At 47.0% G+C, this 18,746-nt stretch carries 16 protein-coding genes; 3 read left to right on the plus strand and 13 right to left on the minus strand.

Annotation, left to right across the window (positions count from 1 at the left end; all coding sequences use genetic code 11):
• Nucleotides 1-2 precede the first annotated feature (2 nt).
• From Q0N89_RS02835 to Q0N89_RS02890, 12 genes are all read right to left on the minus strand, one after another.
• Complete coding sequence (locus Q0N89_RS02835; protein WP_294033291.1) at nt 3-1,490, minus strand: sodium-dependent transporter; 1,488 nt, start codon at nt 1,488-1,490, stop codon at nt 3-5.
• Nucleotides 1,491-1,762: 272 nt separating this feature from the next.
• On the minus strand, nt 1,763-2,536 hold the full coding sequence (lpxA, locus tag Q0N89_RS02840; RefSeq protein WP_294033292.1) for an acyl-ACP--UDP-N-acetylglucosamine O-acyltransferase: 774 nt from the start codon (nt 2,534-2,536) through the stop codon (nt 1,763-1,765).
• 47 nt (nt 2,537-2,583) lie between these two features.
• Entirely contained in the window at nt 2,584-3,114 is a 531-nt protein-coding gene (gene fabZ, locus Q0N89_RS02845) for a 3-hydroxyacyl-ACP dehydratase FabZ (RefSeq protein WP_294033293.1), read from the minus strand.
• A 20-nt stretch (nt 3,115-3,134) separates the two neighbouring features.
• Entirely contained in the window at nt 3,135-4,154 is a 1,020-nt protein-coding gene (lpxD, locus tag Q0N89_RS02850) for a UDP-3-O-(3-hydroxymyristoyl)glucosamine N-acyltransferase (protein WP_294033294.1), read from the minus strand.
• The gene (gene bamA / locus Q0N89_RS02855; RefSeq protein WP_294033295.1) at nt 4,154-6,655 is read right to left on the minus strand and encodes an outer membrane protein assembly factor BamA; all 2,502 of its coding nucleotides are present in this window, start codon (nt 6,653-6,655) and stop codon (nt 4,154-4,156) included. Before bamA ends, lpxD begins: the two co-directional genes overlap by 1 nt.
• 174 nt (nt 6,656-6,829) lie before the next feature.
• Nucleotides 6,830-8,221: an RIP metalloprotease RseP gene (rseP, locus tag Q0N89_RS02860; RefSeq protein WP_294033296.1), complete on the minus strand. Its 1,392-nt coding sequence runs from the start codon at nt 8,219-8,221 to the stop codon at nt 6,830-6,832.
• Complete coding sequence (gene dxr / locus Q0N89_RS02865; protein WP_294033297.1) at nt 8,218-9,477, minus strand: 1-deoxy-D-xylulose-5-phosphate reductoisomerase; 1,260 nt, start codon at nt 9,475-9,477, stop codon at nt 8,218-8,220. The genes rseP and dxr overlap by 4 nt, the downstream gene beginning before the upstream one ends.
• Before the next feature lie 40 nt (nt 9,478-9,517).
• The gene (locus Q0N89_RS02870) at nt 9,518-10,366 is read right to left on the minus strand and encodes a phosphatidate cytidylyltransferase (RefSeq protein ID WP_294033298.1); all 849 of its coding nucleotides are present in this window, start codon (nt 10,364-10,366) and stop codon (nt 9,518-9,520) included.
• A gap of 38 nt (nt 10,367-10,404) precedes the next feature.
• Nucleotides 10,405-11,157, minus strand: coding sequence for a polyprenyl diphosphate synthase (gene uppS, locus Q0N89_RS02875; RefSeq protein ID WP_294033299.1), 753 nt, complete (start codon nt 11,155-11,157; stop codon nt 10,405-10,407).
• Nucleotides 11,158-11,238: 81 nt separating this feature from the next.
• Complete coding sequence (gene frr / locus Q0N89_RS02880; RefSeq protein ID WP_078253479.1) at nt 11,239-11,793, minus strand: ribosome recycling factor; 555 nt, start codon at nt 11,791-11,793, stop codon at nt 11,239-11,241.
• Between the two features lie 80 nt (nt 11,794-11,873).
• On the minus strand, nt 11,874-12,599 hold the full coding sequence (pyrH, locus tag Q0N89_RS02885) for a UMP kinase (protein ID WP_078253478.1): 726 nt from the start codon (nt 12,597-12,599) through the stop codon (nt 11,874-11,876).
• Between the two features lie 193 nt (nt 12,600-12,792).
• Nucleotides 12,793-14,325 (minus strand): helicase HerA-like domain-containing protein, encoded by a 1,533-nt coding sequence (locus Q0N89_RS02890; RefSeq protein WP_294033300.1) that lies wholly within the window; start codon nt 14,323-14,325, stop codon nt 12,793-12,795.
• A gap of 203 nt (nt 14,326-14,528) precedes the next feature.
• Between Q0N89_RS02890 and Q0N89_RS02895 the strand changes: the two genes are divergently transcribed.
• From Q0N89_RS02895 to Q0N89_RS02905, 3 genes are all read left to right on the plus strand, one after another.
• Complete coding sequence (locus tag Q0N89_RS02895; RefSeq protein WP_294033301.1) at nt 14,529-14,789, plus strand: DUF2798 domain-containing protein; 261 nt, start codon at nt 14,529-14,531, stop codon at nt 14,787-14,789.
• A gap of 13 nt (nt 14,790-14,802) precedes the next feature.
• The gene (locus Q0N89_RS02900; RefSeq protein WP_294033302.1) at nt 14,803-15,351 is read left to right on the plus strand and encodes a DUF2939 domain-containing protein; all 549 of its coding nucleotides are present in this window, start codon (nt 14,803-14,805) and stop codon (nt 15,349-15,351) included.
• Nucleotides 15,352-15,463: 112 nt separating this feature from the next.
• Nucleotides 15,464-16,510 (plus strand): WG repeat-containing protein, encoded by a 1,047-nt coding sequence (locus Q0N89_RS02905; RefSeq protein ID WP_294033303.1) that lies wholly within the window; start codon nt 15,464-15,466, stop codon nt 16,508-16,510.
• A gap of 55 nt (nt 16,511-16,565) precedes the next feature.
• Here Q0N89_RS02905 and Q0N89_RS02910 read toward each other — a convergent pair whose 3' ends face one another.
• Entirely contained in the window at nt 16,566-18,719 is a 2,154-nt protein-coding gene (locus tag Q0N89_RS02910; RefSeq protein WP_294033304.1) for a M3 family metallopeptidase, read from the minus strand.
• Between the last annotated feature and the right edge of the window lie 27 nt (nt 18,720-18,746).

Consider the following 18,746-nt stretch of genomic DNA (forward strand, 5'->3'; position numbering starts at 1 on the left):
CCTTATTCTTCGTGCGACTTATGTCCTTTGATGTTTGGCAATAGCAAAGCGACAATCGCACAGATAATCACCACGCTCCAACCATAAGTAAACAGCACATCAGTTGGATAGCCGCCATAGCCTTCTTTAAACAGTGATTGCAATGACAATGCCAGTGTAACGATCAGCACCACTGGTGTCACCACAGTCAGCATAAATGTCCACACAAAGCCGACTTTCACGCTTGAGATGGCGTTGATGTGGTTGATAAGCTTAGGCAATAGGCCACGATTTAGCCAAGTTACCCAGATGATTGACAAGATTGCACCCAGTACGATGCCGATGTTGTTGGCGAAGTTGTCGATGATATCCACGAAAGTGATGGCGTTTTTGGTGCCAAACATCGCAATCGAGATGATCGCAGAGCCTAGACCAACGATGGTCACTGACTTGTTTTTTGACCAGCCGAATTTGTCTTGTACTGCTGAAATTGGCACTTGTAGGATCGATACCATCGATGTGATACCTGCTACTGTCAATGACGCAAAGAACAAGATACCGACGATGTGGCCTGCATCACCCATGGTTGAGATGATTTTTGGGAATGCGATAAACGCAAGACCGATACCGCCTTTGACCACATCAGCAACTGGTACGCCCGATGCCTGCGCCATAAAGCCAAGCACTGAGAAAATACCAATACCTGCCAACAACTCAAAGCTTGAGTTGGCAAAACCGACCACCAAACCAGAACCTGTCAAGTTGGCATTGCGCTTTAGGTATGAGGCATAGGTCACCATAATACCAAAGCCGATCGACATTGAGAAAAATACATGGCCATAAGCGGCGAGCCAGACTTTTGGATCAGCCATTTTCTCCCAGTTTGGGGCAAAGAAAGTGTCCAGACCCAAAGTCGCACCTGGCAATGTCACCGCACGGCCAACCAAAATCGCAAACATCACCACAAGTAGCGGAATGAAGATTTTGTTCGATAGCTCAACGCCTTTTTTGATACCGCCGTACATGATGAACAGGACAATCGCCCATACCACCACCAAGCCAATCAATAGCTCAGGTGAGTAGCTAAGCGTCATCTCACTGGCATTTTGAAGGTAAGTATTAAAGAAGAAACCTTCGGTATCCTCGCCCCATTTTTGCCCGAAAGCAAACAGCGTATAGCTACCTGCCCAGCTCAGTACCGACGCATAGTAGATACCGATGATGGTACACACAGCCACCTGCCACCAGCCGATGCCTTCGGCGGATTTGACCATACGGCGGTATGCAGTCGGTGGTGCGCCTTTGTACTTTTGACCAACTACATAATCCAAAAACAGCAGTGGAAAACCTGCAGTCGCCAATGCGACCAAATATGGAATAAAAAATGCACCACCGCCGTTTTCGTACGATACATACGGAAAACGCCAAATGTTGCCCAAACCGACAGCCGATCCGATGGCTGCCAAAATAAAGCCAGAGCGTGCTGACCAACTTTCTCGTTGCGCCGACATAAGCCCTCCAATTCAATTCAACTCGTGCAAATACACATCCTGCGTTCGTTTCTTGTATTCCTCCAAGAAATGCGACGCCCTAATACATAGCGTTTTAGACCCTTGATTTATTCCATGAAGTTTTTATAAATATAAAAAATGTTTATAAATCATAGAGTTTACAAAACCTAGAATAATAGTTTGAATTAAGAAACAAAAAAAGTCAAATCCTAAATGTAAAAAACACCCACAAATTTATGTACTTGTGGGTGTTTTATGGTTGATTTGGGTGTTTAGCGGATCAGACCTCGCTCACTGTTTTTGATTGAGTTGATCAATAACTGTACTTTCGGTTCTTTTTCGACCATCTGCTCAAGCTGTGCTACCGCTTCATCACGCAGTAGCCCTGAGCGAAATACCACACGATAAGCTTCATCGATGGCTTTGATCGTCTCGGCTGACCAGCCTTTGCGGCGCATTCCTTCTTTGTTCAGACCATGAGTTTTGGCAGGATTACCTGATACGGTGACAAAAGCGGCGACATCTTTTAGGATTAGGCTAGCACCACCGATCATGCTGTAGTCATCGATACGGCAGAACTGATGGATGCCAGACTGACCACCGATGATGACATGATTACCGATATGACTATGCCCTGCCACGCCCACATTATTAGCCAGTACATTGTAATCACCAAGCACGCAGTCATGGGCAATATGCACATTAACCATCAGTAGATTATGGCTACCGATCTTGGTCATGGCTTGATCTTGCGCCGTGCCACGATGGATGGTACACGCTTCACGGATACGGTTATAATCACCAACTTCTAGATAAGTCTGTTCGCCTGCATATTTGAGATCTTGTGGATTTTCGCCGACGCTTGCAAATTGATAAATGTCGTTATGCTTACCGATGGTCGTATTTTCACCGATGACGACATGGCGACGCAGTACGGTATGAGCGCCGATTTTGGCATTTTTGCCAATGATACAATACGGGCCGATGACCGCTGTTTCGTCGATTTCGGCAGTTGGGTCAATGATGGCGGTTGGATGGATATTCATAGTTTACCTTAATAAAAAATCAATAAAAAATTGTCAAATAGCATGAATCAATTTTTTATCGCATCCAACTTTTGGCGAGCAATCATAATCTCTGCGCTACACGCAAGCTGGCCATCAACATGCGCCGTACATTCAAATTTATAAATATCTCGCTTATTCATAATCGTTTTTGAGCGGATAACAAGCTGATCACCTGGGACTACAAGCTTCTTAAAGCGCACCTTATCCACACCGGCGAACAGATACAGATAGCCATCTTCGGATGTCTGCCCTGCACTGATAAAGCCAAGCATACCAGACAGCTGCGCCATCGCTTCGACCATCAGAACCCCTGGCATAATCGGATTATCAGGGAAATGACCGTTAAATAACTCTTCATTGATACTGATATTTTTATAGCCTGTAATCCATTCATCGACACGACACGCAGTCACACGGTCAATCAGCATAAACGGATAGCGATGTGGCAAATAGTGCTTGATTTGGTCATATTTTAGCGGTAGTGTGACGCCACGCTCTTTAAGCGATTGTACATCGGCTTCGCTGAGTAATTCTTCATCAAATAATGATACTGACATGATTGTATTCCAATAATAGATTATTTTTCGCCCATTTGGCGGAATTTGACCGCAGCACGGCGCCATTTGGCTTGTGGCATAGCAACCGTCCCTGATGAATAAGTACCAGACTCGGTGACATCACTGATCACCATCGCCATACCAGTAAAGGTGACGCCATCAGTGATCGTCAGATGGCCATTGATACCGACAGCACCGCCGATGATGCAGTTTTTGCCGATGGTGGTACTGCCTGCGATACCTGCCTTGGCAGCGATCGCTGTGCCACGACCGATACGCACATTATGCGCAATCTGCACCAAGTTATCGATGATGACATGATCTTCGATGACGGTATCTTCGACAGCGCCACGATCAATACAAGTATTGCTACCGATGCGCACATCATCACCGATGACGACTCGTCCAAGCTGTGCGATGCGTTGCCACTCAACACTTTGTTCACCCATCAGTGGCGCAAAGCCAAAGCCTTCTGAGCCGATACTGGCATGGCTATGGATACGCACTCGCTGACCGATCACGCATGAATGACCAATCGTCACCTGTGGCATGATGACGCTATCAGCACCGATGGATGCGCCATCAGCAATGATACAATGTGCGCCGATGGACACACCATCAGCGATGATAGCATCACGACCGACGACGGCATAGGCACCGATTGACACACATTCACCGATCGTCGCACGCTCATCGATCTGCGCTGTCGGATGAATCGATGGTAGGCTCGCAGGTGCAAATAAGACACTTACGCACGCATAAGCCAAATAGGCATCATTGACCAGTAGCACGATACCTTCGATTGGATAGTCTGTCAGCTTATCGGCGAATTTCTTAGAGATCAGCACCACGCCTGCTTTTGAGCCAGCAAGCTCTGGCAGATACTTTGGCTGAGCCAAAAAAGCAAGCTTGGTCGCTGTCGCATCCGCTAGATTTGCCACGCCATCGATACTGATGCTGTGTGCATCGTCAAGCTCTGCCTTGTTCAGGACAGGCTGTCGTCGCTCGATGGTGGTGATAATTTTTACCAAATCCACCATTAGAACACGCTACCGATTTGGAACTGAATGTTATCTGTCTCGTCATATTCTTTGGCATTGAGTGGCTTAGCATAGCTTAGAGAAATCGGACCAATCGCCGTGTACCAAGTCACACCAACACCTGCGCTATAACGAAGCTCGTTATCCGCATTCATTAGCTTAGCAGTACCTGTCAGATTCGGGTTGATGGTCGATAGATCTACCGTCTCATCAGCACGACCTGTGGTATCAAAGACTTGGCCGCCTTCGACAAATAGTACTGGGCGTACTTGACTTGTCCAATCCCCCTTAAACGGCATCGGCAAAATCAGCTCAGCGCCAAAGGTTGCCAAAGCATTACCACCCACTTCTTGGCCACGATTAGTAGTGGTAGAAGCTGTACCATCTAGAATGGATTGCCAATACGCCTTACCTTCTTCAGTGGCTGTAGCGCCATCTGCTACAGCTTTTAAGTTGCCTGCCGCCCATTCAATTGCATTATATGGCTGCGACAATGGGCCAAGTGTTGATTGATCAAAGCCACGCACCGAGCCATAGCCACCGGCATAGAAGTTTTCATAAAATGGTAGGTTGTGACCATAGCCAAGCTTGGCATAGCCACGCAGGATTGAGCCTTTGATAAATGGGTGATAATAGTTACCATTATAGACGACTTTTTGATAATTCTTATCACCAAAACCAAGTGTCAAATCCACCGAGTGGCTTTGACCTTCGGTTGGAAATACAGGACGATCCAGACTTGAATAGTTCCAACCAATCAATCCATTATAAGTATTGTATTTATTTTCAAAGCTTTCAATATTACCGCCATTATAAAAACGCGTACCACCATCTTTGACCAAGTCATTGACATTACTTAGTCCCATTCTGCTACTACCTTGCACCTTGACACTATCTAAGTTGATACCGCCACTGATGCGCTGATTTTCATCAATCGGATAGCTGTAAGTTAGGTTACCGCCATAGGCATCGATGACATAGTTGCTCAGGTTTTTTGGATCGTATTTGGTACGGCGATAATAAGCACCAATGGTCTGTGATACGCCATTGACCGTAAAGAATGGATTGGTCATCGATAGATTGTACGAGTCACGAGTCTCTGAACGAGAAAAACCTGCAGCGACACGATTACCTGTACCCATAAAGTTATTTTGTGACACATCAAATTGGAAAGTCACACCACCGCTTTGAGAATAACCTGCAGCAATCGATGACGAGCCTGATGGTTGTTCTTCAACTACGAAGTTTACATCGATTTGGTCTGGTGAATTTGGTACTGGTTGTGTATCAACCACGACATTCTTAAAAAAGCCAGTACGCATTAGGCGTGCACGAGACAGCTGAATTTTTTGGTTCGATGCCAACGCTCCTTCTAGCTGACGCATCTCACGGCGTAGCACTTCATCTTTGGTCTTGTGGTTACCATTAAAATTGATACGGCGTACATAGACAGGACGCACAGGGTCAATGTAATAATCGATATCAACGGTACGAGTAGCATCATTGATGCGAGTGACAGGGCGGATTTGGGCATAATAATAGCCATCATCACCGAATTTGTTAGCGACAGCGCTACTGGTTTCATCCATTTTGGCTTGAGAATAGGTTTCACCTTCTTTAAAGGCAATCAATTTATTTAGCTCATCCATTGGATAAGTCACATCACCTGCAAAGCTAGCTTTGCCAAATTGATACTGCTCGCCTTCGCTGATAGCCACTTCAATAAAGACTTTTTGTTTTTCTTCATCGATATTTAATGTCGCATCATCGATATTAAATTTTACAAAACCAGAATTTAGATATTTTGCACGCAGTCGTTCGACGCTAGCGGCTAGCTTTTCTTGGGTGTAGCGATCAGCACGAGATAGTGGATTGATGACATCATCTTTGACGACGAAGGTTTGGCGTAGCTCATCATCGCTAAAGTGATTATTGCCGATGATATTAATATCCGCCACACGAGCACGCTTACCTTCGGCAAACTCAATGTCTAGCTTGACGCGGTTACCTTCAAGGTCAGTTTGTTTGACAGTGATATCGGTATTGTAGTAGCCTTGCGATGCGTACTGGTTGGTCAATTCGCTCTCAAGCGCATGGATGGTTGATTGCTTTAGCACACCGCCGACAACCAAACCACTCGCTTTTAAGCCTTGCTCAAGCGCATCTTTTGGAATCAGACGATTGCCTTCAAAATTCAGCTCGGCAATGGTTGGGCGTTCTGTCACTCTAAAGACAACACGGTCGCCATTGACATCGGCTTGCACATCCGAAAAATTACCTGTGGCATACAATGCACGGATACTCTCGGCAAGCTGTTCATCGCTGACCGTCTGACCCATGCGAATCGGCAATGTCGTCTGCAGGCTCTCAATAGTCACTCGCTGCAGACCCGAGATGGAAATGTCATTGGCAACAAACTCTGCATGAGCTGTGCTCATCGCCATCGTCACTGCCAATGCAATGGCTGTTGCCTTAAAACCTTGAAAAGTTGAAATACGCATAAGTCTATCCAAACTTAATTTTAAATTAATCTGTTTAATATGGCATAATTTGATACAAAAATCCACTCATGCCACATATTTATCCTGCTAAAGGTAAGCCAAAAATGAGATTTTGGCAAGTATAAAAACGCAATTTGGGTGAAAATTTCACATACTTTAGCACAAAAGCAGGATTTAGCCAAAAATACGCATGATGTCGTTACTAATCGCTAGCACCATGAAACATAAAAGCAATATCGCACCCACACGAAATGCCATCGCTTGCACCGATTCGGCAACCGCTTTGCCACGAATCAGCTCATAAAAATAAAACAACAAATGACCGCCATCAAGCATCGGTATCGGCAATAAATTGAGCACGGCAAGACTTAGGCTAATCAGCGCCGCTGTCGATAGCACCTGTTGCCAGCCGATTTCAAAGCTGGTCTTGGACACTTCAGCAATGGTAATCGGCCCTGATAGATTCTCAAGCCCAATCATCCCTGTAATCATCTTGGCGATTGAATTGACGGTCATCACTGACAAATCATAAGTCTTGGTCAAAGACTTTTGTAGTGCTTGTATCGGCGTATATTGGATGGTTGTGCGATATTCGGGCGGTATCAGTGTCTCGCTGTCGATTTTTGGCTTGATACCAAGCTGACCGATGACACCATCACGAGTCTTGATGCCACGGGGCATCAGCCTAATGGACTGCTCTTGACCATCACGCACGATGGTGGCGTTTAGCATGATTTCTGGATGCTTGCGAATTTGCTCGGCAACTGACTGCCAGTCATTGACCGCTGTGCCATTGATGGCGACAAATCGATCATTGACCTTGAGCCCCATCAGCGCACCTGCACCATCTGCCACCATCTCACCCACCACAGGCTCAATGACAGGCTGATACGGCATCACCCCAAGACTCGTCAGCGGATCTTTTTGGCTATTATCCGCCGTATCACTTTGTGTCATGCCACTTTGCATAAAGTTCTTGACCGCTACATCAGCACTCAAGTGCTGTCCATCACGATCGATGCCTACAGTGATATTTGTGCTCTCACCCATCTTATCAGCCAGTGCATAAGCAGTCTGTTGCCATGTCTCCACTGCCTTGCCATCAATACTGACAATTCGATCGCCAACAATCAGCGCACTGTGCGCAGCAGGCGACTCAGGGATGATGCGACCGATTTTGGTCAAAAGCTGTTCACTTGGGAATAAGAACAGCACCCAAAACAGCACAATGGCAATGATAAAATTCATCACAGGCCCTGCTGCGACGATAGCGATTTTCTTTAGGGGATGTTGAGTATTGAACGCCACCGATTTGAGCGCATCAGGTACAGGCTCGGCACGCTCATCGAGCATCTTGACATAGCCACCTAAGGGAATGGCAGCGATTTGATACTCAATCCCCGAACGGCGACTTGTCCAGCCGAATAATCGTGGCCCAAAACCAATCGAATAGGTCAGCACCTTGACCCCACACAGGCGAGCGACGATATAATGCCCAAACTCATGCAATGCCACCAGTGGCCCAAGCACACAGATGGCTGCCAATATCATATACAGCGCATTCATGCGTCCGCCACCGTCCGCACAAGTGTCTCAAGCTTGGCTTTGGCGACTTGGCGTACCTTATCATCCATTGCCAAAATCCGTGCCAAGCCCTGTGCTTCGTCAGCAAATTCTTGGTCAAAATCAGCAATCAGCGTATCATCCATCAGGCACGCTTCGACAATCTTGGCAATGTCAGTCAAGCGAATCTGCCCTGCCAAAAATGCTGCCACCGCCACTTCATTGGCAGCATTGAGCGTAATACACGCCCCCGTGCCACGCTGTGCCGCCATGCGAGCAAGCTTAAGGCAGGCAAATTTATCCAAATCCGGCGCTAAAAATTTCAAATCCGCCAATTGGTACAAATCCAAACGACTCACCCCCGCATCTATCCGCTCAGGATAAGCGAGTGCATGAGCAATCGGCGTTTTCATATCTGGACTGCCAAGCTGCGCCAAAAAACTGCCATCGACATATTCGACCAGCGAATGCACCACGCTATTTGGATGAATCACGACGCTGATACGAGACTCAGGCAGATTGAACAAATGACACGCTTCAATCAACTCAAGCCCCTTATTCATCATCGTCGCCGAATCGATAGAGATTTTTTGTCCCATTGACCAGTTGGGATGAGTGATGGCGTCGGCGACACTGGCATTTTGCATTTGTTCAATCGATTTGTACAAAAATCCACCGCCCGATGCCGTCAGCCACAGCTGTCTGATGCCATGCTGATCGTCATGAATGGCGGTATTATCCGCTTGTACAGATTGTGGCAGGCACTGAAAAATCGCATTATGCTCAGAATCAATCGGTAAAATCACCGCCCCATGCTGACGAGCGGTATTCATCACAAGCTCGCCTGCCATCACGAGCGATTCTTTATTGGCAAGTAAAATTCGCTTGCCTGCTTTGGCAGCTGCTAAAGTCGATGACAACCCCGCCGCACCCACGATAGCCGCCACCACCGTATCCACCGCAGGATCACTTGCCAAAGCTATCAAGCCATCATCGCCTGCTAGCACTTCGATGTCAAGATTTGCACTGTGTAATTTGTCTTGTAAACTCTGCTGATTATCCACTGATGTACAGACCCGCACAGGACGAAATTCACACGCCAACTCAAACAGCTTATCCGCTCGCCCATAGCCTGATAAGGCATGGATACGATAGCGATCAGGATGCTGGCGAACCAGTGCCAAAGTACTATCACCGATTGAGCCTGTCGCACCTAGGATGGCTAAGCGTTGTGCAGTAAAGTTGCTGTGAATGTTCATCAGTGTGTCAAATCTTTATAAATATCAATAAAATCAAGGATTAAAAAGGAATCCGCATGGCGGCAAAGTGCATCTTAACCCACACTTCGGTGAATACGCCAAGTCTGAGTAGCATCCAAAAGCCAAACGCAAAAATCGGTGTCGCTGACAATAGCGAATCAATACGATCAAGCACACCGCCATGACCCGGTAGGATGCTGCCAGAGTCCTTGATACCGGCACGGCGTTTGAGCATGGATTCAAACAAATCACCCAAGACACTTGCCGCCACTGTGATGGCAGATAGGATAAGAAATAAGAATAATGCCGTGCCTGACAGCTGTAGATAATTGCCGACAATGATGGCGACCACGCCTGCGGTCGCAAGACCACCAATCAGACCTTCGATGCTTTTGTTTGGTGAGACATTCGGCGCAAGCTTGCGTTTGCCAAATTTACGACCGACAAAATATGCCCCACTATCAGCACACCACACAAGCAAAAACACATACATCAGCCACCACGGTGACATCTGCCACAGTCCATACATGGCAGTGATGGCAGCGGTCAAAATCACCACGCCCATATACGCCAATCGCTTGCCGTACCATTTTTCCTTAGCAGGATATTGTAGCACCCAAGCTGTCGCCATCGCCCAAATCGCAATCGACGCCGCCCACCAAAACGCCCAAGTCCACGGCACAAAGATGGCAATCATCGTCAAAAGCAGCACCGCTAAGACAAAGCGCGCTGGGTACTTGACCTTTGGCATGAGCTTCGTCCATTCATGGGCTGCAATCAGCACACCGATGGCAAGTAGTGGCACAACAAAAATCGGCATCGAACTTGCAAACAGTGCAAAGCCAACAATAATCACCAATACAATTGCGGTTTTAATTCGTTGCCACATAAGGTGTCCTATGGTGTCCTTAGGTTATAAATGAGTGCTTAGCGTGCTGTGTCAGCTTGCACTTGCTCACTGGTTTTGCCAAATCGCCTTTCACGATTGGCAAAGCTTGCCATCATCGTATCAAGCTCATCCACGCCAAACTCTGGCCACAGCGTCGGTGTAAAAAACAGCTCGGCATAAGCGATTTGCCATAGCAAGAAGTTTGAGATACGATAATCCCCACCAGTGCGAATCAGCATATCTACAGCAGGTAAATCCGCCAATTGTAGCTTGCTTGCCAACGCATCTACCGTGATGTCATCAACGCTAAGCTTAGCATCTGCGACTTCTTGGGCAAGCATTTTGGCAGCATTGGCGATATCCCATTGTCCGCCGTAGCTGATGGCAATTACCAAAGTCATCGCATCAAACTGCGCCGTCGTCGCTTCGGCATCCGCCATCAGCTGTGCCAACTCATCAGATAGCAAACTACGGTCACCGATGAAACGTAGGCGAATGCGATATTTATGCATACGGGGCATCTGCTCATGAATGGTCTGCTCAAGCAGACGCATCAACAGCTCAACTTCTGCCTTAGGTCTAGCCCAGTTTTCGCTCGAAAAAGCAAACACCGTCAAGACCTGCACGCCACGAGCCAAGCAATGCTCGACAATCGGGTCAAGCGCATCTTTACCCGCCACATGACCTGCACCTGTCGCAAGCTGATTGGCTTTACCATAGCGGTTATTACCATCCATGATGATGGCGATGTGCTGTGGGACGGTGGCAAGCGGTGCTAAGGGTGTGATCATGGTGTTTATACTTTTGTTAAATGACTATGACACAGGAAGAGCATCGCTCCGCCCATGTCAGTGTAGAATGACTTAAGTAAATTATACTTCCATCAATTCGCTTTCTTTTTTCTCTAGACGGGTATCGATGGCAGCGATGAATTTATCGGTCAGCTTTTGGATGTCGTCAGCTGCACGGCGTTCATCATCTTCAGAGATTTCTTTTTCTTTTAGCAAATCTTTGATGTCGCCTAACATATCACGGCGGATATTACGCACAGAGACACGCGCTTGCTCAGCATCGCCACGAGCGATTTTTTGCATATCACGGCGAGTCTCTTCGGTCAAAGCAGGCATCGGCACACGGATGACATCAGCAGTCATCGGGTTTAGACCCAAATCCGCTTCACGAATCGCCTTATCCACCGCTTGTACCATCGAGCGGTCAAATGGCTGCACCAGTAGCGTACGGCTGTCTTCGACATTGATGCTGGCTACTTGGTTAAGTGGTGTCTCAGAGCCATAGTAGCTGACCATCACGCCTGATAGTACACCCGGATGAGCACGACCAGTACGCAATTTAGCAAACGCCCCTTCAAGCGCTTCTAGCGTCTTATTCATACGAGCTTCGCCGTCTTTTTTGATGTCATTAATCATATCAATTTCCTTTCAAATTCTTAAAATCTACCAATCAATCATCGCCATGATACCAAATCATCAGTATCATGGCTTATTTATCAATGATAAACACGAGTGCCTTCAGCTTCGCCCATCACGACATTGAGTAGTGCATTTGGCTTATTCATATCGAACACTTGTAGCGGTACATTATGCTCACGGCATAGCGCAATGGCGGTCAAATCCATCACGCCAAGTTTCTTTTCAAGCACTTCATCAAAGCTTAGACTGTCGAATTTCACCGCATCATCATTGGTGGTTGGGTCTTTGTCATAGACGCCATCGACTTTGGTTGCTTTTAGGATTAGGCCTGCTTCGATTTCGATACCACGCAAGCACGCTGCGGTATCGGTGGTAAAAAATGGATTGCCTGTACCTGCAACAAAGATACACACTTCGCCGTTATTGAGATGACGAATCGCATCACGGCTAGAATATGACTCAACCACGGTATCAATGGCAATGGCTGACATCAGGCGAGTCTTGATGTTACGGCGAACCAGCGCATCACGCATGGCTAGACCATTCATCACAGTCGCAAGCATCCCCATTTGGTCGCCTGTAACACGGCCAACCAGACCTTCTTTTTGTAGTTGGCTACCACGATACAAGTTGCCACCGCCGACGACGATACCGACTTGTACACCCAGACCACACAGATGAGCGATTGAAAGGCTCATTTGGTCAAGGATAGACGCATCAATACCCATGCCACGACCACCTGCCAAGGCTTCGCCCGACAGTTTTAGTAGAATGCGAGAAAATTGTGGATTTTTATCAGACATATCGCCCCCAAAGCTTTCGTTAGGCTGATTTAAGCCCATAACAACTAGACAAATTGCCTAGATTTTAGCATAGTTGCCAATTTTTTGATATAGCTTTGACAAAAGATGTGCTTGTTTTGGTAAGTTTGTTCAGCAATAAGCCACCGACTTGCGATGGCTTATTGGGATAATTTGGGTCAGTGAGCCAAACCAATTATTTTAATAAATTCTTAATCACGCCCATCAGACCACGACTGATGGCTTGAGTGGCTTGTTTGTTAAGCTGACTGCCAAGCGCATCAGCGACATTGTAGGCTGTGCCTTGACCGGTTTTTTTGCGACCGCCGGTTAAGCCACCCAAAAAGCCTTCGAGCGCACTACTGCCTGCGGATTTTTCAGCGGATTGGTTGTTCGCTTGTTCGGCTTGAGCAGTTTGGGCAGTTTGCACTTGTTCAGCTTGTGCTTGTTCGGCTACTGCTTGCTCGTTCAATGCTTCATAAGCAGAATAATTATCAACCATATCTTTATAATAACGATACAAGACATCGCCTTGATAATCTTGGTCACGCTCATCACTTGACAGCGGTGTCAGCTGTGATGATGGCGGTAGGATGTAGGCACGCTCAACCACCGTCGGCATCCCTTTTTCGTCCAAGAACGACACAAGTGCTTCACCCACACCAAGCTCGCTGATGACTTCGGCGACATTGAGCGACTCATTACTGCGGAAAGTCTCAGCGGCAGATTTGACTGCTTTTTGGTCTCGTGGGGTAAAGGCACGCAAGGCGTGTTGGATACGGTTACCAAGCTGACCCAGGATGGTATCAGGCAAATCCAGTGGATTTTGGGTGACAAAATACACGCCCACGCCTTTTGAGCGGATTAGGCGTACCACTTGCTCGATTTGCTTGGTCAAAGCAGGTGGCATATCGTCGAACAATAGATGCGCTTCATCAAAGAACAGCACGAATTTTGGCTTATCCAAGTCGCCTACTTCGGGGAATGTCTCAAAAATCTCTGCCAAAAACCACAGCAAAAACGCCCCATACAAGCGTGGCGAACGCATCAGTTTCTCAGAATTTAGGATATTAATCACGCCCTTGCCGCCTTCGGTCTGCACCCAGTCTTCTAGGTTCAACGATGGCTCACCAAAAAACTCATTCGCCCCTTCGCTCTCAAGCTGTAACAGCTGACGCTGAATCGCCCCGATACTCGCTGCCGAGACATTGCCATACTGCACACGAAACTCAGAGGCATTATCCGCCACATACACCAGCATACTGCGTAAGTCTTTGAGATCCAGCAAATGCCAGCCACGATCATCAGCAACTTTGAACACTAGGTTCAATAGGCCTTCTTGGGTGTCATTAAGCCCCAATAGGCGTGCCAATAGCGTACTGCCAAGCTGTGAGATGGTCACACGCACAGGAATCCCCGTCTCGCCATACACATCCCAAAAACGCACCGGAAAGCCTGTCAAATACTCATCACCAAGCCCATATTCTGCCATACGCTCGCCAACTTTGCCGGTGGCTGTACCAGCTTTGGCGATACCTGATAAGTCGCCTTTGACATCCGCCAAAAATACCGGCACACCCAGTCGGCTAAAGCTCTCAGCCATCTTGCGCAGGCTGATGGTCTTACCTGTACCTGTCGCCCCTGCGATCAAGCCGTGTCGGTTCGCCATCTTGGTATGGATACCTAGATCAGCACCTGTTGAGACGGTTTTTGCGAGTGTTAAAATCATCATTTTTCCTTAAAAAAGACCTATGAAATTGGCTCATTATACTGTGAATCCCCAATCAGTTTGCAGTGAAATTTTGTAAATTTACAAAACAGCGCCGATGGTCATTTATCAACTTTTGGTTTTCATTTATCAATTAAAATGATGACCAAGCTGATGTATCCGTTTTACAATGTCATCATCCATCAGAATATTTAGGACATATTATGAAATCAAAACAAAACTTTGCATTCATTCCTGCTCGATTTGCGCACATTGCTTTTGCTTTTTATATGGCTAGTATCATGGCGTTTTTGATGTCGATTATTTTGGTGTGGATCAATACAGGGTTTGATGCAGGGTTTATGACTCGTGTGCTGCATTCTTATGTCATTTCGGTGCCGATTGCTGGCTGTTGTGTTATTATGGTGCGACCTTTGGTTCAAAAACTCATCAACATCACGGTCAAATCTGAAGATCCGCCGTGACATAGGATTGATTATGAAAAAATTTCTCGGCGCCATTGTTGTCATATTCATACTTGCCTTTGGTGGCTATTATCTCGCTTCACCCTATCTGACGCTGTATCAGCTCAAATCCGCCGTCGATGCCAAAGACACCGCCACGCTCATCGATGCGGTGGATTTCCCCCAAGTCAAAAGCAGTGTCAAAGAACAACTCAAAACCAAAGTCGCCCAAGAAATCCCTGCGCTCGACACTGCCGATGATGGCGCACTACTGGGTGCAATGTTCGCCACTGCTATGGTGGATGGTGTCGTCGATGCCGTCATCACGCCAAAGGCTGTCGAGCTGATACTCGATGGCAAAGATATCGGCAAACAGCTTGCGCTCGGTGATGCCGCCACGCCACAGACAGACACGGCAGATACTGCCACCAGCCATGACTGGCAATATGACTTGGGCTATCAGTCGCTGGATCGCTTTGGCGTCACACTGACCAAAGACAATGGCAAGCCTGTCACCGTCATCATGGCACGAGATGGCTTATTTGATTGGAAAATTGTTGATGTGCAGTTGCCACTAGAATAAACAGGACCGCTAAACAGCATCATTTAATTGCCCATTTTACCAAATTCTGATACATTATTTATCAACTAATTCTTATCATGGAAAATTTATGAAACACCCCATCACTCATACCATGCGTCATTTATCATCCGCTCTGCTACTGACGGGCGGTATCTTATTTAGCCAAAATCTATGGGCATGCGAGCGACCAGTGGTATACGGATATGATTATGTGGATTGCCTATCTGAAGGATTGGCAGTGGTTAAGCGTGATGGTAAATACGGCTTCATTGATCAAATCGGCAAGGTGGTGATTCCGCTGAAGTATGATGACGCTTGGTCTTTTAGCGAGGGATTGGCAAAAGTTTCGCAAAATGACAAATACGGCTTCATTGATCAAACCGGCAAGGTGGTAGCTCCGCTAAACTATGATTGGGCTTGGTCTTTTAGCGAAGGATTGGCAAGGGTTGAGCAAAATGGCAAAGTGGGATTTATTGATAAAGCTAGCAAGGTGGTAATTCCGCTAAACTATGATGATGCTTGGTATTTTAGCGAAGGATTGGCACAGGTTCGGCAAAATGGCAAATGGGGGTTTGTTGATAAAACCGGCCAGATAGTAATTCCGCTAAAATATGATTGGGCTTGGAATTTTAGCGAAGGATTAGCAAGTGTTTCACAAAATGGCAAATACGGATTTATTGATAAAGCCGGTAAGGTGGTGATTCCGCTAAACTATGATTGGGCTTGGTATTTTAGCGAAGGATTGGCAAGCGTTAAGCAAAATAACAAATACGGATTTATTGATAACACTGGCAAGGTGGTGATTCCACTAAACTATGATTGGGTCGGGTCTTTTAGCGAAGGATTGGCAGCGGTTGAGCGTAATGGTAAATGGGGATTTATTGATAACACTGGTAAGATAGTGATTCCATTTAAATATAATTCGGCTGAGTCTTTTAGCGATGGATTGGCAATGGTTAAGCATAATGACAAATTCGGATTTATTGATAAAACTGGCAAGGTAGTAATTCCACTACAATATGATGAAGCTTATTCTTTTGATAATGGTGTTGCGAGTGTTGTAGATTACTCCACTGGCGAAGCGTTTTATATTAATCAACAAGGTGAGCGCCTTAACTGGACGGGTAAACCCATCTTTATTGGCTATAATGATCAATAATCACACAGCAAAACCACCTTGTATAATCCAGACAAGGTGGTTTGGCTTAATTTACTTATTGAATACCATAGTTAGCAAGCAGTGCATCGAGTTTTGGTTCACGACCACGATACTCGACATACAGCTCCATCGGCGGACGAGAGCCACCTTGCGCTAGGATGGTATCTTCTAGACGCTTACCGGTGACTGGATTTAGCACGCCATCTTCTTCAAACTTGGCAAAGCCGTCATTGGCCAGTAGCTCCGACCACAGATAGCTATAATAGCCTGCCGCATAGCCCCCAGAGAAAATATGCGTAAATGAATTTGGGCGACGCACATAGTCAGGCAGTGTCAGCACGCCCACATCACGGCTAACTGCCAAGAACTGCTCTTGCGCCCAGTTCTCTGGCTTATCGGCGGTGTATTGGGTATTGACCGTCATATCAAAAATCCCAAACTCCAGCTGACGAATCAGATTGAACGCCCCTTGATAGTGTTTGGCTTCGAGTAGTTTATCCAGTAGCTCGCTCGGTAGTGGCTCGCCTGTCTGATAATGCGATGAGATGAGCGGCAGACTCGTGCGGTTAAAGGTAAAGCCTTCCATCAGCTGACTTGGTACTTCGACCGCATCCCACGGCACGCCATTGAGCCCCGTCACACCCTGAATATCCATCTGCGTCAGCATCAGATGCACGCCATGACCGAACTCATGGAACAAGGTCGTCACTTCATCATGCAGTAGCAATGACGGCTCGCCATCGGCAGGCTTGCGAAAATTCCCCACCAGCACCGCCACAGGCAGCTGCACACTGCCATCAGCATGACGGATACGGTCAATGGCGGTACTCATCCATGCGCCGCCCCGCTTATTCTCACGGGCATATAGGTCAAGATAAAACGACGCTTTGTGCTTATCCGACGCATCATACACTTCAAAGAACTTCACCGATGAATCCCACACATCCGCCGATGCAGGTCGGATGGTGATGCCAAAGATACGCTTGGCAATCTCAAATAGTCCCGCCAAGACTTTATCTTCCGGGAAGTATTCTCGCAAAGTCTCTTTATCAAATGAATACAATGCTGCCTTGTGCTTCTCGGTATAGTAGGCGATGTCCCAAGGGTTTAGCGTCTCCACGCCATATTCACGCTTGGCAAAGGCAGCAAGCTCATCGTACTGCGCCTGTGCCTTAGCACGGCTACGCTTGGCAAGCCCATCCAGAAAATCCATCACCTGCTTTGGCGAGTCCGCCATCTTGGTCGCTAGCGAATATTCGGCATAGTTATTAAAGCCAAGCAGTTTTGCCATCTGTAGGCGTAGTTTTAGGATTTCGGCGATGACAGGGTTATTATTCCATTTGCCGGCATTTGGCCCGACATCAGATGCTCGGGTGAGAAACGCTTCGTACATCTCTTGGCGAAGTGCGCCATCATCAGCATAGTTCATCACTGCCAAGTAGCTTGGGGTGTCAAGACCAATGCGATAGCCTGTTTCGCCTTTTTCTTCGGCTTTTTGTTTGGCGCTTGCCAGTGCTGAATCATTCAGCCCCTTGAGCGCATCGCCACTGACCGTCTTATGCCAGCCGTTGGTCGCATCTAGCACATTATTACTAAACTGCGTTGATAACTCTGATAAGCGTGCGTTGATTTGGGCAAGGGTTTTTTGGTCGCTGTCTGACAAATCGATACCTGATAGGCGAAACTCACGCAAGGTATCTTCGATGGCTTTTTGCTTAGGTGTATCAAGCGTGGCAAATTCTGCTGAGTTCTTGATCGCCTGTACCTGCTGATACAGCCCCTTGTGCATACCACGCCATGTCGAGTATTCGGTCAAGCTTTTTTGGGCATCATTAAAAGCCGCTCTAAACGCATCGTCATTTCGCACTGAATGCAGGTTCGCCACCGCCGACCATGCTTTGGATAATTTATCATCAATATCCAGCAGCGAAAAATAATAGCGATCCCACGAGATCGATGGGATGGCGGCGATGTCATCGATGGTTTTTTTGGATTCTACGATCAAAAAATCCATCGCAGGCACGACATCGGCGGCGCTGATTTTGGAGTATTTTGGCAAGCCAGTAAAATCAAGCAGTGGATTACCCATCAAGGTTTCTGGGACTTGCAGGGCGACAGTTGGTACGACAGCGGATGCGATTTTTGGCAAACCTACCAAACCAATCGCCATCAAAGATAGTCCGCCTTTTAAGACATTTCTACGGTTCATGATCCAATCCTTAAAATAAATACCATC

The organism is uncultured Moraxella sp. (assembly GCF_945873075.1).
In the GTDB taxonomy this organism is placed as follows: domain Bacteria; phylum Pseudomonadota; class Gammaproteobacteria; order Pseudomonadales; family Moraxellaceae; genus Moraxella.

What these genes read in the sequence shown, in the direction of transcription:
- Q0N89_RS02835 (WP_294033291.1), bottom strand. Translation starts at nt 1,490, where the DNA reads ATGTCGGCGCAACGAGAAAGTTGGTCAGCACGCTCTGGCTTTATTTTG.
- lpxA (WP_294033292.1), bottom strand. Translation starts at nt 2,536, where the DNA reads ATGAATATCCATCCAACCGCCATCATTGACCCAACTGCCGAAATCGAC.
- fabZ (WP_294033293.1), bottom strand. Translation starts at nt 3,114, where the DNA reads ATGTCAGTATCATTATTTGATGAAGAATTACTCAGCGAAGCCGATGTA.
- lpxD (WP_294033294.1), bottom strand. Translation starts at nt 4,154, where the DNA reads ATGGTGGATTTGGTAAAAATTATCACCACCATCGAGCGACGACAGCCT.
- bamA (WP_294033295.1), bottom strand. Translation starts at nt 6,655, where the DNA reads ATGCGTATTTCAACTTTTCAAGGTTTTAAGGCAACAGCCATTGCATTG.
- rseP (WP_294033296.1), bottom strand. Translation starts at nt 8,221, where the DNA reads ATGAATGCGCTGTATATGATATTGGCAGCCATCTGTGTGCTTGGGCCA.
- dxr (WP_294033297.1), bottom strand. Translation starts at nt 9,477, where the DNA reads ATGAACATTCACAGCAACTTTACTGCACAACGCTTAGCCATCCTAGGT.
- Q0N89_RS02870 (WP_294033298.1), bottom strand. Translation starts at nt 10,366, where the DNA reads ATGTGGCAACGAATTAAAACCGCAATTGTATTGGTGATTATTGTTGGC.
- uppS (WP_294033299.1), bottom strand. Translation starts at nt 11,157, where the DNA reads ATGATCACACCCTTAGCACCGCTTGCCACCGTCCCACAGCACATCGCC.
- frr (WP_078253479.1), bottom strand. Translation starts at nt 11,793, where the DNA reads ATGATTAATGACATCAAAAAAGACGGCGAAGCTCGTATGAATAAGACG.
- pyrH (WP_078253478.1), bottom strand. Translation starts at nt 12,599, where the DNA reads ATGTCTGATAAAAATCCACAATTTTCTCGCATTCTACTAAAACTGTCG.
- Q0N89_RS02890 (WP_294033300.1), bottom strand. Translation starts at nt 14,325, where the DNA reads ATGATTTTAACACTCGCAAAAACCGTCTCAACAGGTGCTGATCTAGGT.
- Q0N89_RS02895 (WP_294033301.1), top strand. Translation starts at nt 14,529, where the DNA reads ATGAAATCAAAACAAAACTTTGCATTCATTCCTGCTCGATTTGCGCAC.
- Q0N89_RS02900 (WP_294033302.1), top strand. Translation starts at nt 14,803, where the DNA reads ATGAAAAAATTTCTCGGCGCCATTGTTGTCATATTCATACTTGCCTTT.
- Q0N89_RS02905 (WP_294033303.1), top strand. Translation starts at nt 15,464, where the DNA reads ATGCGTCATTTATCATCCGCTCTGCTACTGACGGGCGGTATCTTATTT.
- Q0N89_RS02910 (WP_294033304.1), bottom strand. Translation starts at nt 18,719, where the DNA reads ATGAACCGTAGAAATGTCTTAAAAGGCGGACTATCTTTGATGGCGATT.